This window comes from Ramlibacter lithotrophicus (assembly GCF_012184415.1).
In the GTDB taxonomy this organism is placed as follows: Bacteria; Pseudomonadota; Gammaproteobacteria; order Burkholderiales; family Burkholderiaceae_C; genus Ramlibacter; species Ramlibacter lithotrophicus.
This window is the reverse complement of record NZ_VTOX01000008.1, coordinates 12,185-25,120: the sequence shown is the minus strand read 5'-3', so window position 1 is coordinate 25,120 and position 12,936 is coordinate 12,185. Positions and strand designations below refer to the sequence as shown.

General features: G+C 69.6%; 12 protein-coding genes. 4 read left to right on the top strand and 8 right to left on the bottom strand.

Annotation, left to right across the window (positions count from 1 at the left end; all coding sequences use genetic code 11):
- Positions 1–35: 35 nt before the first annotated feature.
- From RAMLITH_RS18940 to RAMLITH_RS18930, 3 genes are all read right to left on the bottom strand, one after another.
- Positions 36–443, bottom strand: coding sequence for a hypothetical protein (locus RAMLITH_RS18940; protein ID WP_168108986.1), 408 nt, complete (start codon positions 441–443; stop codon positions 36–38).
- A 329-nt stretch (positions 444–772) separates the two neighbouring features.
- Positions 773–2,449 carry a hybrid sensor histidine kinase/response regulator gene (locus RAMLITH_RS18935; RefSeq protein ID WP_168109014.1) on the bottom strand — a complete coding sequence of 559 codons (1,677 nt, stop codon included), beginning with the start codon at positions 2,447–2,449 and terminating at the stop codon, positions 773–775.
- Positions 2,450–2,588: 139 nt separating this feature from the next.
- Positions 2,589–3,905, bottom strand: a complete 1,317-nt coding sequence (locus tag RAMLITH_RS18930) for a glycerate kinase type-2 family protein (protein WP_168109013.1) — start codon at positions 3,903–3,905, stop codon at positions 2,589–2,591.
- Positions 3,906–3,934: 29 nt separating this feature from the next.
- Here RAMLITH_RS18930 and RAMLITH_RS18925 point away from each other — a divergent pair, with 29 nt between their 5' ends.
- On the top strand, positions 3,935–4,177 hold the full coding sequence (locus RAMLITH_RS18925) for a type II toxin-antitoxin system RelE/ParE family toxin (protein WP_202883298.1): 243 nt from the start codon (positions 3,935–3,937) through the stop codon (positions 4,175–4,177).
- Positions 4,178–4,236: 59 nt separating this feature from the next.
- On the opposite strand, the gene RAMLITH_RS18920 is transcribed toward RAMLITH_RS18925, so the two are convergent.
- Together RAMLITH_RS18920 and RAMLITH_RS18915 are read right to left on the bottom strand one after the other, a co-directional pair.
- A complete protein-coding gene (locus tag RAMLITH_RS18920) occupies positions 4,237–5,196 on the bottom strand; it encodes a tripartite tricarboxylate transporter substrate binding protein (RefSeq protein WP_168109012.1) in 960 nt (319 codons plus the stop codon).
- A 52-nt stretch (positions 5,197–5,248) separates the two neighbouring features.
- Complete coding sequence (locus RAMLITH_RS18915) at positions 5,249–6,319, bottom strand: tartrate dehydrogenase (protein ID WP_168109011.1); 1,071 nt, start codon at positions 6,317–6,319, stop codon at positions 5,249–5,251.
- Between the two features lie 102 nt (positions 6,320–6,421).
- Here RAMLITH_RS18915 and RAMLITH_RS18910 point away from each other — a divergent pair, with 102 nt between their 5' ends.
- From RAMLITH_RS18910 to RAMLITH_RS18900, 3 genes are all read left to right on the top strand, one after another.
- A complete protein-coding gene (locus RAMLITH_RS18910) occupies positions 6,422–7,357 on the top strand; it encodes a LysR family transcriptional regulator (protein ID WP_168109010.1) in 936 nt (311 codons plus the stop codon).
- A 120-nt stretch (positions 7,358–7,477) separates the two neighbouring features.
- A complete protein-coding gene (locus tag RAMLITH_RS18905) occupies positions 7,478–7,984 on the top strand; it encodes a hypothetical protein (protein ID WP_238344284.1) in 507 nt (168 codons plus the stop codon).
- A gap of 62 nt (positions 7,985–8,046) precedes the next feature.
- Positions 8,047–8,754, top strand: coding sequence for a Crp/Fnr family transcriptional regulator (locus tag RAMLITH_RS18900; RefSeq protein ID WP_168109009.1), 708 nt, complete (start codon positions 8,047–8,049; stop codon positions 8,752–8,754).
- 26 nt (positions 8,755–8,780) lie between these two features.
- Here RAMLITH_RS18900 and RAMLITH_RS18895 read toward each other — a convergent pair whose 3' ends face one another.
- From RAMLITH_RS18895 to chrA, 3 genes are all read right to left on the bottom strand, one after another.
- Positions 8,781–9,464 carry a tetratricopeptide repeat protein gene (locus RAMLITH_RS18895; RefSeq protein WP_168109008.1) on the bottom strand — a complete coding sequence of 228 codons (684 nt, stop codon included), beginning with the start codon at positions 9,462–9,464 and terminating at the stop codon, positions 8,781–8,783.
- Position 9,465: 1 nt separating this feature from the next.
- A complete protein-coding gene (locus RAMLITH_RS18890; protein WP_168109007.1) occupies positions 9,466–11,181 on the bottom strand; it encodes an ammonia-forming cytochrome c nitrite reductase subunit c552 in 1,716 nt (571 codons plus the stop codon).
- A 268-nt stretch (positions 11,182–11,449) separates the two neighbouring features.
- A complete protein-coding gene (gene chrA / locus RAMLITH_RS18885) occupies positions 11,450–12,691 on the bottom strand; it encodes a chromate efflux transporter (RefSeq protein WP_420376926.1) in 1,242 nt (413 codons plus the stop codon).
- Positions 12,692–12,936: the final 245 nt, after the last annotated feature.

The window sequence follows — 12,936 nt, the reverse complement described above, 5'->3', positions numbered from 1 at the left end:
ATGGATGCCGCGCCCTTGCGGCGCGGGCGGATCGCTCATCGTGCGGGCAGCGCGGGGCCCATCGCTGCCCAGGCGAGCATCGCAAGCCCGACGAATGGCATCGCGATCACGTAGCCGAGCGCGATGAACGGAGCCGCCGCGACCAGCAGCACCTTCTTCGCGACGCGCAGCGTGGTGGCCAGGCGGCCGGTGTCGACGAAGGTGCGGCCGGCGAACCAGGCCAGCATGCCCAGGCCGACGAAGGGCAGCAGCACGATGTAGAGCAGGCCGACGAACGGCGCCATGAGGAAGAGGGCGACGTTGCGCAGCTGCGTCCAGGTGACGCGCGCTTCGGCGCGACGGGTTGCCGTGCGGCGGGCGACCGGGCGGCGGGCCTTCACGATCATCGCCGGGGTCCAGGCGGTGCCGGTTTCCAGGGCCAATGTGGTGTGAAGCGCTCTCATGATGTTCTCCGGTGGTTGCTCTGGTGAATCTGCTTTCTCGTCACCATCGACAACGCATCAAACGTGCCACACCAAGGCCGGGGGGAAATTTCTTTGCGAATCAACGACTTGGACGCAGGTGCCGGGCCGGCCGGCAACGCGCGCCGGCCGCGAAGTACAGCCGCGCCATGCAGCTGCCGGCGCGCCAGGGCGAAACCGCTTTGAAATCAAGCGCTTGTACCGTGGGCGCGTTCTATACACCAGGCGCCATCGCGCAACTCCGCGGCCTGACGGCCCGGTTGCGTGCGCGCCGGCCGCGCGAGGTGCGGCGCGTCCCCCGGCGCATCCGTTCAGGCCGGTGCTTCGGGAAAGCAGAGATGGATCGACGTGCCGGCCCCGACCCGGCTTTCGATGGCGAGGTCGCCGCCCAGCTGTTCCATCATGCTGTAGGCCTGTGCCAACCCGAAGCCGGTCCCGCCCTCGCCCTTCGTCGTGAAGAAGGGTTCGACGGCGCGCCGCCTGACCTCGTCCGGCATCCCCTTGCCGTCGTCCACGACGGAAACGCACACGAACCGCTGCTGGTGCGAAGCCGCCGTCAGGTGCAGGTCTTCACCCGACGCGCTGCGGGTCCTGATCGTGATGCGGCCTTGCCCTTCGACAGCCTGGCGCGCGTTGACCACCAGATTGATCAACGCCGTCTCGAACTGCGCCCGGTCGAGCCGGCAGGGCCGCGCCAGCGAGCCGGGTTCGAACGCGAGCTTGCAGTGCGGTCCGGCCGCGTGCTCCAGCAATGCCAGCACGGATGCGATGGCGGCATTGGCGTCGCAGTCGACGACCTCGAGCTCGCGCTTGCGGCTGAAGGACATCAGCTGCCTGGTCAGGACGGTGCCGTTGCCCACGGCCCGCTCGGCGCGACCCAGCGCCGCCGCGATCCGCGGATCGGCACCCAGCTTGCGGATGAGGCTGATGTTCGTCGCCAGCACGCCAAGGATGTTCCCGAAGTCATGGGCGATGCTTCCGGTGAGCTGTCCCAGCGCCTCCATCTTCTCGCCCTGGAGCAACCGTTCCTGCTGGCGCTGGCGATCCTGCCGCGCGCGCAGGTATTGGCTGGCCCCCGCCATCATCGCCCCCAGCAGCAGCAGCAATCCCGCGGCACCGACGATCGCCCAGCGCCGCCAGACGGCAAGGTGTTCGCTCATGTCCTGTGCCTGAGCCACCACGAGCGGCACCTCGTCCAGCGCCGCGTAGTTGAAGATGCGCGCATGAGGCCATGGCCCGCTCTGCTCCAGATACGTGCCCCAAGACGCGCGCCCCAGGTGGTCACGGAACAGGGGCGAGCGGGCGTAGCTTTCGCCGACCCTGCCGGAGGTTCCGGGATACTGTGCAATGAGTCGCCCGTCGCGATGGAAGAGGAGGATTTCGCTGCCTTCGGCGACGCCGACCTTCTGGTAGAGATCGGAAAAATAGGCAAGCTGGATCGCAGCGACCGCCACGCCGCGGAAATCCGGTCCCCGGCCGATGCGGTGCGTGACGGCAACGAACCAGCCGGTGCCCGACCGGCTGAGCATGGGCGCCGACACCGGCGTCAGGGGCGCGTCCCCGTCCAGGTACTGGCGGAAGTACGGCCGGTCCGCCAGCGAGACGTCGGGTGTGGCCGGATGGTCCGTGTCGTGCTGGATGAAACCGCTGGGGCCGATGACGAAGATGGCACGGACATAGGGCATGAAAGCGAGGCGCTTGCGCATCTCGTTCCTCAGGCCGGCGTCATGCCGCGCGAGGTTGTCGCGCTCGAGTGTTTTCGCCACTTCGACCAGCACGTTGTCGACGGCACGGAAGGTGTTGGCGGTATGCGCCTGCAGCAGCGCCGTCGTCGCCGCTCCGCGCAGCGTTGCTTCCTGCAGGAGAGCCTGCCGCTCGTTCCACTGCAGCAGGGCGACCACGGCGAGGAGCGCCATCCACAGGCCGAAGGTGGCGGCGAGGATGGCGACGGATGCTCGCGTCGCCCACCGTGGGCGGGAGAGGCCCATCGCAGCTCCTGTTGAGTTCGAGGAATTCTAGAGCGCGGACTTCCGCGCCGCTTGCACCGAAACCTCGGTTACCTTTCGTCGCATTCACCCAGCGACGCCATCGAAGGACACCGTCGCGGCCACCGCGAGAGCCGCGCGGTCACTCCACCAGGATCGCCCTGAAGTCGTTGACGTTGGTGTGCGTGGGGCCGGTGACGACCAGGTCGCCGAGCGCGCTGAAGAAACCGTACGCGTCGTTGCGTTCCAGGAACGCGTCGACCTTCATGCCCTGCGCGTGGGCGCGCTCCAGCGTGTCGGGTGCGACGAAAGCGCCGGCGTTTTCTTCCATGCCGTCGATGCCGTCGGTGTCGGCGGCCAGCGCGAAAACGCCGGGCTGGCCCTGCAGCGCCTGCGCCAGGCCCATGCAGAACTCGCCGGCCCGACCGCCCTTGCCGCGCCCGCCGCCGGCCGGCTGCGGTTTGACGGTCACCGTCGTCTCGCCCCCGGACAGGATCACGCATGGCCGCACGAACGGATGGCCGCGCCTTGCCACGGCGCGCGCCAGGGCCGCCTGCACCTTCGCGACTTCGCGCGACTCGCCCTCCATCTCGTCGCTGAGGACGTAAGCGGCGATGCCGGCGTCGATGGCCGCCTGGGCCGCCGCTTCCAGCGACTGCTGCGGTGTCGCGATCAGATGCACCTCGTGGCCGCTGAAGAGCGGATCTCCCGGCTTGGGCGTTTCCAGCGCGCCCTGTTCCAGCAGGCCCATGATGGCGGGGGGCACGGCGATGCCGTAGCGCTGCAGGATGGCGATCGCGTCGGCGCAACTGGTCGCATCCGGTACCGTGGGGCCGCTCGCGATCACCGACGGATCGTCGCCGGGCACGTCGCTGATCGCCAGCGTCACCACGCGCGCCGGCGCGCAGGCGGCGGCGAGCCGGCCGCCCTTGATCCGCGAAAGGTGCTTGCGCACGCAATTCATCTCGCCGATGTTGGCGCCGGAGTTCAGCAGCTCGCGGTTGATGCGTTGCTTCTCTTCCAGCGTCAGGCCCTCGGCCGGCAGCGTCAGCAGGGCCGAGCCGCCGCCGGAGATGAGGCACAGCACCAGGTCGTCACGCGTCAGGCCCTGGGCCAGTTGCAGGATGCGCTGCGCCGCGGCCAGGCCGGCGGCGTCGGGCACCGGGTGCGCGGCCTCGACGATTTCGATGCGCTGGCGCAGCCCCTCGGGGCGCGGCGGCACGTGGTGGTAGCGGGTCACGACCAGGCCCTCGAGGGGCGCGTCGGCGGGCCACAGGGCTTCGAGCGCCTGCGCCATCGAACCGCCGGCCTTGCCGGCGCCCAGCACGATGGTGCGGCCTTTCGGCGGCGCCGGCAGGAAGGTGCCCATCGAGTGCAAGGGCATCGCGCGGCGTACGGCCACGCGCAGCAGGTGTTCGAGAAAGCCGCGGGGGTCGGCGGCGGGCTGAGGCGCGGTCATGGTGCCTGGTGGTTCGTGTGGAGCGCGCATTGTCACCCGGTCTTCGCTTGCTCCTGCGCCACCCCGACCTGAAGCGGCAATACGCGAAGACGCTGGCTCTGCTGGAGGCCAACCCGCACCGTTCCTCGCTGCGGTTGCACGCCCTGGCTGGAAAGCATCAGGGCCTGCACTCGGTCTCGATCAATCTCTGGTACCGGATCACGCTCGAATTGCTGATCCACGACACGGTCATCACGCCGATCAACGTGGGCGACCACGAAGATGTCTGCTGAGGATCATCGTGGCGCTGGATCCAGCGGACGAAGGCGGCAGGCTCGGCCCGCCGCCACCGTCACTTCTTCGCGCCGAAGTTCAGGCGCGAGGCGCCTTCCGTGTAGAGCTTGACCTTGTCCTTCATGAAGCCGTCCATCTCCTCGACGCCGACGTTGATCAGCTCGAAGCCGCTCTTGGCCGCCAGCTCCTTCATTTCCGGATCGTTGTTCAGCGCGCGCCACAGGTCCGAGACCTTCTTGCGCGCTTCCGGCGACGTGCCCTTGGGCACGCCGATGCCGCGGTAGGCGCCGTCCACCCAGTCCACGCCCAGTTCCTTGAAGGTCGGCACGTCGGGCATCAGCGGATGGCGCTTGTCCATCGCCACCGCCAGCGGGCGCATCTTCGTCTTGTTGTTGATCGCGAACGGCACGTACGTCATCGCGCCGGACACCTGCTGGCCGAGCACCGCGGTGGCCATGTCGCCGGTGCCCTTGAACGGCACGTAGATGGTCTTGATGCCGAAGGCGGCATTCAGGCGCTCGTGCGCGGCGTGGTTGGCCGAGTTGGAGCCGGAGCCGCCCAGGCTCAGCTTGCCGGGATCGGCCTTTGCCGCCTTGACGAAGTCCTGGAAGTTCTTGATCGGGCTCTGCTCGTGCACCACCAGGATGTCGGGCGTGTAGTGGAACCAGAACGCGGGCGTGATGTCGCCGGTCTTGTACTGCACCTGGCCTTCGATCGGCTGGAACACGATGTGCGGCAGATTGATGCCCACGACGTTGGAACCGTCGGCGGGCAGCTGGTTCATCTGCGTCCACATCAGCGCGCCGCCGGCACCCGCCTTGTACTGGATGATGGTGTCGATGGCCGGGCACTTCTTCTTGAGCACCACCTGCTGGTGGCGCGCCGACAGGTCGGACTCGCCGCCGGGCGGGAAGGCCTGGAAGTACAGGACGTTCTTCTCGGGGCAGGCCTGCGCCATCGCGGCGGGCGCGGCGGCCAGGCACAGGATGCCGATCAACTTGCTGATGCTGACTTTCATGCTTTTGTCTTCCTTGAGTGAATGAGGGCGCGCCCAGGCGGCGCGCTTGCAGTCATTTGAGCGCAAGCTGCGCACAGACCGCATCGGTGACTTCCTGGGTGGTGGCCCGGCCTCCGAGGTCGCGCGTGTGCAGTTTCGTATTCGCCGTCACGCGTTCGATGGCCGCCATCAGGCGCGCCGCGGCGGCCTGCTCGCCGATGTGCTCCAGCAGCATCACGCAGCTCCAGAAGGTCCCCACCGGATTCGCGAGTCCCTGGCCCATGATGTCGAAGGCCGAGCCGTGGATCGGCTCGAACATGGAGGGATAGCGGCGCTCGGGATCGATGTTGCCGGTGGGCGCGATGCCCAGGCTGCCGGCCAGGGCGGCGGCCAGGTCGCTCAGGATGTCGGCGTGCAGGTTGGTGGCGACCACGGTGTCCAGCGACTTGGGCCGGTTGACCATGCGCGCCGTGCAGGCATCCACCAGTTCCTTGTCCCACTTGACGTCGGGGAACTCCTTCGCAACCTGCACCGCGATCTCGTCCCACATCACCATCGCGTGGCGCTGCGCGTTGGACTTGGTGACCACCGTCAGCTGCTTGCGCGGGCGCGACTGGGCCAGCTTGAACGCGTAGCGCATGATCCGCTCGACGCCGGCGCGGGTCATCATGCTGACGTCGGTCGCCACCTCGATCGGGTGTCCCTGGTGGGCGCGGCCGCCGACGCCGGCGTATTCGCCCTCGGAGTTCTCGCGCACGATCACCCAGTCCAGGTCGGCGGGCTCGCACCGTTTCAGCGGTCCGTCGATGCCGGGCAGGATGCGCGTCGGCCGCACGTTCGCGTACTGGTCGAAGCCCTGGCAGATCTTCAGGCGCAGGCCCCACAGCGTGATGTGGTCGGGGATGTCGGGGTCGCCGGCCGAGCCGAACAGGATCGCGTCCATGGGTTTCAGCGCCTGCAGGCCGTCGGCCGGCATCATCTCGCCGTGCTCGCGGTACCAGTCGGCGCCCCAGCCGAAGGTGCTGAATTCGAAGCGGAAGTCGCGCTGGCTCTCGGCCAGCGCCGCCAGCACGCGCTGGCCGGCCGGGATCACTTCCTTGCCGATCCCGTCGCCGGGGATGCAGGCGATGCGGTAGCTCTTCATGTCTTTGGTTCCTCAGGGGGTTGCTCTCGGAGCGCAATCTACCCCTGGCCGCCGGGCAAGAACCGGCGCTACAGTGATGTCATTGTTTCCTGGAATTCAACAATGACCACGACCGTCAACGCCCCGTCCGAGATGGCGTTCTTCAGCCTGCTGGCGCGCTGCGGCGGCCTGTCGGCCGCAGCGCGCGAACTGGACCTGTCCACCGCCGCCGTCAGCAAGCGGCTGGCGGCGCTGGAGGCGCGCCTGGGCGTGCGCCTCCTGGCGCGCACGACGCGGCGCGTGAGCCTCACGCCCGAAGGCGAGCTGTACCTGGCGCAGGCGCGCCGCATCCTGGCCGAGATCGACGACATGGAGCGGCTGGTCGCCGGCTCGCAGGCCGCGCCGCGCGGGCTGCTGCGCATCAACACGACGCTGGGGTTCGGGCGCAGCCACGTCGGCCCGCTGCTGTCGCAGTTCGCCCGCCAGCATCCAGAGGTGCAGGTGCAGTTGCAGCTGACGGTGGACCCGCCGCCGCTGACCGAGGATGCGTTCGACGTCTGCCTGCACTTCGGCGAGCCGCCCGATGCCCGCGTGATCGCGCGCCTGATCGCCCCCAACCGGCGGCTGCTGTGCGCCTCGCCGGCCTATCTCGCGAAGCATGGCACGCCGAAGTCGCCGCACGACCTGGCCCAGCACAGCTGCATCCTGATCCGGCAAGGCGAACAAGGTTATGGCGTGTGGCGGCTCTCGTCGGGCCGGCGCACGGAAACCGTGAAGGTGCGCGGGCCGCTGTCCACCAACGATGGCGAGATGGCCGTCGCCTGGGCGCTGGCCGGCCATGGCATCGTGATGCGCGCCGAATGGGACATCGCCCGCTACCTGCGCAGCGGCCGGCTGCGGCAGGTCCTGGAGCAGTGGCAGACGCCCCCGGCCGACATCTACGCGGTCTATCCGCAGCGGCACCAGACGTCGGCCCGGGTGCGCGCGTTCGTCGACCTGCTGGCAGCGCATTTCGCCAAGTCGTCGACCCGGGCGGCGGGACTGGTCGGCGCCTGGTAGCCGGTTTCTTGATATTTGCGAAGGCTGCCGCAGCCGCGCCGAACGGGCGGACCGGCCGTCCGTTCACATCGTCAGGCTGGCGAGGGTCGCCATGCCCCCACCCTTTTGGAGACCTGAGACATGAACGCACAGAAACTGCACCTCCTGGCCGTGGCCGCCGCCGTGGCCGCTTCGTTCGCGATGGCCAGCACGCCGGCCCTCGCGGCCGGCGCCAAGGCCGAGCACGACCACCACGCCGCGGCGCCCGCCAGGCTCTCGCTGGACCATGGCAAGAAGTGGGGCACCGACGAGGCCCTGAGGACCGGCATGGAGCGCATCCGCAACGCGGTGGAGCCGCAGCTGGCGGCCGCCCACGCCGGCAAGCTGTCGCCCGCGGACTATGCGGCGCTGGCCGGCAAGGTGGAAAATGAAGTCGCCGGCATCGTCGGCAACTGCAAGCTGGAGCCGAAGGCCGACGCCATGCTGCACCTGGTGATCGCCGACCTCGGCGCCGGCACCGACGCGATGGCCGGCAAGGCGAAAAAGGCCAAGCCGGAACAGGGGCTGGTGAAGGTGGCCAGCGCCGTCAACAACTATGGACGCTATTTCGAGCATCCGGGGTTCAAGCCGATCCACCTGGGTCACTGACCCGGCAGCGGGCACCGCGCCACGAGCGGCGCCCGCCCTCGGCGTGCCGGCCGCGGGGGAGCATGGCGCGGCCTGAACTCACCCCCGGCGTCTTCCTGTCCGCGGTGCCGCTGTTCAAGGCGCTGGACCAGGCCGGGCTGGCGCGCCTGGCCGCCGTCACCACCCGTCGTTCCCTCAAGCGCGGCGAGCGCGTGTTCAGCAAGGGCGACCTGCCCACCGGCATGTACGTGGTCGTGTATGGCGAGGTCCGGCTGCTGGCGCGCCGCGCGGGGCGCGAGCGGCTCACCGGCGTGGTGGGGGCGGGCCGCGCCTTCGGCGAGCCGGTGATGTTCCTGGAGCGGCCGGCGGTGGTCGATGCCGAGGCCGCCACCGACGCGCTGGTGCTGCACGTGCCCAAGGAAGCCGTGTTCGAGGAGATCGAGCGCAACCCGGTCTTCGCGCGCCGCATGATCGCCGGGCTGGCGCAGCGCATCGAGGCGATGGTGCACGAGGCCGAGCGCCAGGCGATGGGCAGCGGCCGCGACCGGCTGATCGACTACCTGCTGCGCAACGCCGGCGCCGACGCCGGGCCCGCCCTGGTGCATCTGCCGGCGGCCAAGGCCGCCGTCGCATCGCACCTGCACCTGACGCCGGAACACTTCTCGCGCATCCTGCACGAGCTGGCCAGCGACGGCCTGCTGGAAGTCAAGGGCCGGCGCATCGAGGTGCGCGACCTGCAGCAACTGGCCAACGCGGCGGGCAAGCGCGAGCCGGAGCGCAAGGGCAACTGAAAAACCGGGGTTGCCGCGACCGGCGCTCAGGGCTTGCGGGCGGCAGGCAGTGCCAGCCTGGCACGCTGCTCCGCGGCGCGAATGGCCGCCGTGAGTTCGCCGTGGCGCGCGGTCCCGCCGGGCAGCCGCTCGAGCAGGCGTTTCCAGTGGGCCGCGGCGCCGGCGAAGTCCTTCGCCTCCCAGGCCGCGCTGCCTGCAAGGTCCAGCGCCGTCGCATGCCGCGGATCGAGCGCCAGCGCCTTGTCGACCAGCTCCATCGGTCTTCCCGCCAGCGTGCCGCCCTGTTGCATGCCGACCGCCTCGGCGTACTCGGCCCAGACGTCGGGGTCGCGCACGGCCTTGGAGTTCGGCAGGCCCAGCGCCTTCTCGTAGCCGGCCGCCGCCAGCTCGACGCGTTGCGCCTCCATGTCGAGCCGGGCCTTGAGGACCAGCGCCCGAACGTCGTCTGGATGGCGCTGCAACTGCAGTTCCAGCTGCGCGTAGAGATTGCCGGGCACCAGTGGCCCAGCCTGGGCCTGCAATGCGCGTTCGACTTCCAGCGCCAGCGCGCTGGCGTCCTGGACATCCGCCCCGGCAGCGCCCTCGCGTTGCACGAGGACCATGGCGGCGGCCGCGAGCGCGAGCCCCGCCAGCGCCACACCCCGGCGCAGCCCGGAGCGCCGCGCACCAGTGGCGGCGAGCCGGAGCAGCGACGCGGAGGGCGCGGCCATGCTACTTCGCCGCCGGCGCGGCCACCGGCACCATGGCGGCGGGGCCGGCCGCGGCTGCAGCCGGAGCCGGCGCGGCGCTTGCCGAGCCCTGCGCGCGGCGCTTGGCCATCGCGTCGTCCAGCAGCTTGATACCAGCCTGCGAGATCGTCATGCCCTTGTTGATGGATTCCTCGAACTGCTGCGGGTTGTGGAAGTGCCCGCCGTTGGCGGCCGACCAGAACTCCCAGTGGATATGGGCCTCGGAGTGCTTGGTCCGCGCTTCCGCCAGCACGGCGGGTTCCACGCCCATGTTCTGCGCCGCCTCGTACTTGTCGATCAGCCGGGTCAGCCAGAACTCGGCCTTGCGCATCTTGCCCACCCACTTGTTCTTCAGCGAGTCGATGCTGTAGAGCGCCTGCTTCTCCGTCCAGCTCTTGTGGCAACCCAGGCACGCGTCCTTGACGTAGTGGCGCGGCGAGGTCTGCCAGTGCGACGTGTACTGCTTGCCGGTCTTCGGGTCCTTGGCCTTGGGCATGTGGCAGGTCGCGCAGTCCGCCCCCTGCTTCTGGTGGACGCTGTTGTAGAACACCTCCACGTCCGGGTGCTGGCCCTTCCACAGGGTGGCGCCGGTGACGGCGTGCTTGAAGTCGCCGAACCGCAGGTCCTTGTAGTGCTGGCCGATGTCGTTCACGCTCTTGAGCGGGAAGTGGTTGGTCCGCTGGTCGTCCATGCCGATGGCCTGGCCGGTGACCGGATCGAACCCGGGATTGCAGTTGTATTCGACGTGGCACTGCGCGCACTGCAGCTTGGCGTCATAGCGGCTGAGCGTCGCGATCTTGCGCGTGAAGCCGCGCTCGCCCAGCTCCTTGATCTCGATCTTGGCGCCCTTGGGGTCCTTGTGCCACAGCGTGTCCTTTTCGGGGCGCGACAGGGCCTGGATCAGGCCGTCGCGGATGATGCGCGGCCCGGCGCTGTGCGGGTCGTGGCAGAAGTTGCAGTTGAGCGCGTGGTTGGTGTCCTTGACGAACTCGTTCACCTTGGACAGGCGGCTCCACTTCGCTTCGGGCTTCGGGTCGCCCATGTACGCCCAGTCGAGGATGTGGTCGGACGTCTTGCACGACATGCACACCGGGTTGGCCGCGGCGGCCGTGCCCGGCTTGAACGCCTTGTGCGGCTCGCCCGGGAATTCGTCCTTCAGCACGTCCCAGATCCTGAAGTTTCCGCCCATGCGGGTGAGCCCGGCGCGGCCTTCCTTGTTGACGAACCGGCCACCGAACGCCCGGTCGACCACCAGCTGGTCATACAGCGCGAAGGCATGCGATCTCGGCTCGTTGTGCTCGCGCGTGAAGCCGTGCGGCGCCAGCGCCTTGTCCAGCGCCCCGCCGGCGGCGACGGCCTTTTCCTTGTGCGCCGCCTTCTCCGTGTTCATGGTGTACATGGTGCGGAACTGGTTCTTGTGGCAGTTGCCGCAACTGGCAGGATCGTTGTTGGTCACCGGACGGCCCTTGCCGGCTTTGCGGTGCGCCTCCAGGCCGCTGTGGCAGGAGTCGCAGCCCACCGACTTGTGCTGGCTCTTCTCGTGGAACTCCTGGATCGCCTCGTGGCACTCGTAGCAGTCCTTGGCGTTGTAGGCCTTGGCTTTCTGCGCATAAGCGGCCGGGGCGCCGGCCAGCAGCGCCAGCGCCGCCGCCAGGCCGAGCATGGCCCGCCAGAATGAGGAACCGAACCAACGAAACATGCTTCTTCTCCTGTTGATCGCGATCGGGGTTCTGTCCTCTTGCGGCCGGGAATCCTCCGCCGCCGAGGTGGCGGCACGGGCGCCGCAAGGGGAAAATCCCCGAGGTCAACTGGATTCTGTGAATGAGCAAAAAGCTCAAGTTTGATGGCCGTCAAAACTTGCAGAGCGACTGCACCTTCGCAGCCCGCACTGGCTCCGACCGTGGTGCCGATGCAGACAGCGCCGCAGCAGCCACGCAGCGTTTCGGGCGGGCGCGGAACGCGCGTTGTTATCCGAGCAGCGCCCACCCCGCCGCGGCCGACAGCGCCACCACGAACACCGGGGACAGCCGCGCGTACACCAGCAGCCCGAACGCTGCCAGCGCGATGCCGAATTCCGCGCGGCCATGGATCGCGCTGGTCCACACCGGGTCGTACAGCGCCGACAGCAGGATGCCGACCACCCCGGCGTTGACGCCGGCCATTGCCGACTGCACCGCGTCGCGCTGGCGCAGCTCGTCCCAGAACGGCAAGGCGGCCACCAGCAGCAGGAAGGCCGGCACGAAGATCACCACCAGGAACACCAGGCCGCCGGTCCAGCCTTGCAGCGGGCTGTCCGCCACGGTGCCGAGGTAGGCGGCGAACGTGAAGAGCGGGCCAGGCACGGCCTGCGCCGCACCGTATCCCGCCAGGAAGTCGGCATTGCTCACCGCGCCGCCCGGCACCACCGTCGCCTGCAACAGCGGCAGCACGACGTGGCCGCCGCCGAAGACCAGCGCGCCGGCGCGGTAGAAGCCGTCGACCAGCGCCCACAGCGCCGAGCCGGTCGCAGTGGCGATGACGGGCAGGCCTGCCAGCAGTACCAGCAGCAGCGTCAGTGCGGCCACGCCGGCGCCGCGCGGGACGCGATACCCGGCATGGGCCATCGGCTGCTGGTGCGGCACCCGGACCAGCCGCCAGCCGACCAGCCCGCAGGCGAGGATCGCGCCGACCTGCCCGATCGCCGACGGCAGCGCCAAGGTGAGCAGCGCGGCGAAGATCGCCAGCCCGGCGCGCGCGCGGTCCGGGCACAGCGACTTGGCCATGCCCCACACGGCCTGCGCCACGACGGCGACGGCGGCCACCTTCAATCCCTGCACGGCGCCCGATGCGGCGAGGCCGCCCCAGCGCGCGATGCCGTACGCAAAGGCGATCAGCACGAAGGCGGAAGGCAGCGTGAAACCCAGCCACGCCATCGGCGCGCCGGCCCAGCCCGCCCGCGACAGGCCCAGCGCCATCCCGACCTGGCTGCTGGCCGGCCCGGGCAGGAACTGGCACAGGGCGACCAGGTCGGAATAACTGCGGTCGTCCAGCCAGCGCCGGCGCTCGACGAACTCGGTGCGGAAGTAGCCGAGGTGGGCCACGGGTCCGCCGAACGAGGTCAGCCCGAGGCGCAGGAAGGCGAGCAGCACCTCCAGCGGCGTGCCCCGGACCGGTTGCGCCGGCGTCGCGGCGTGCGCGTCAGGGCTGGCGACGGGCGGGGTGGCTGTCAAGTCGGCGCGCTCCGTGCAACGAGGAGGCGCCAGTGTGCCAGAGCCACGACGCGCTCCCGCCGGCGTGCGGCTGCCGGCTTCCCGTATGTGGTGGCCGGCGGGGGCGCCTTTTCCGGGATTGAGACGCGCGGGCGTGCATTGCTCACGCACCGGTGGCGTTTGCCCCCGCTTGCGCCCTTTGCGCCGGCGGCCCGGAACTTGCATTGCCTGAGCCACGAACACTGGCGCGGTCCCGCGCGGCCGCG

What these genes read in the sequence shown, in the direction of transcription:
- RAMLITH_RS18940 (WP_168108986.1), bottom strand. Translation starts at nt 443, where the DNA reads ATGAGAGCGCTTCACACCACATTGGCCCTGGAAACCGGCACCGCCTGG.
- RAMLITH_RS18935 (WP_168109014.1), bottom strand. Translation starts at nt 2,449, where the DNA reads ATGGGCCTCTCCCGCCCACGGTGGGCGACGCGAGCATCCGTCGCCATC.
- RAMLITH_RS18930 (WP_168109013.1), bottom strand. Translation starts at nt 3,905, where the DNA reads ATGACCGCGCCTCAGCCCGCCGCCGACCCCCGCGGCTTTCTCGAACAC.
- RAMLITH_RS18920 (WP_168109012.1), bottom strand. Translation starts at nt 5,196, where the DNA reads ATGAAAGTCAGCATCAGCAAGTTGATCGGCATCCTGTGCCTGGCCGCC.
- RAMLITH_RS18915 (WP_168109011.1), bottom strand. Translation starts at nt 6,319, where the DNA reads ATGAAGAGCTACCGCATCGCCTGCATCCCCGGCGACGGGATCGGCAAG.
- RAMLITH_RS18910 (WP_168109010.1), top strand. Translation starts at nt 6,422, where the DNA reads ATGACCACGACCGTCAACGCCCCGTCCGAGATGGCGTTCTTCAGCCTG.
- RAMLITH_RS18905 (WP_238344284.1), top strand. Translation starts at nt 7,478, where the DNA reads ATGAACGCACAGAAACTGCACCTCCTGGCCGTGGCCGCCGCCGTGGCC.
- RAMLITH_RS18900 (WP_168109009.1), top strand. Translation starts at nt 8,047, where the DNA reads ATGGCGCGGCCTGAACTCACCCCCGGCGTCTTCCTGTCCGCGGTGCCG.
- RAMLITH_RS18895 (WP_168109008.1), bottom strand. Translation starts at nt 9,464, where the DNA reads ATGGCCGCGCCCTCCGCGTCGCTGCTCCGGCTCGCCGCCACTGGTGCG.
- RAMLITH_RS18890 (WP_168109007.1), bottom strand. Translation starts at nt 11,181, where the DNA reads ATGTTTCGTTGGTTCGGTTCCTCATTCTGGCGGGCCATGCTCGGCCTG.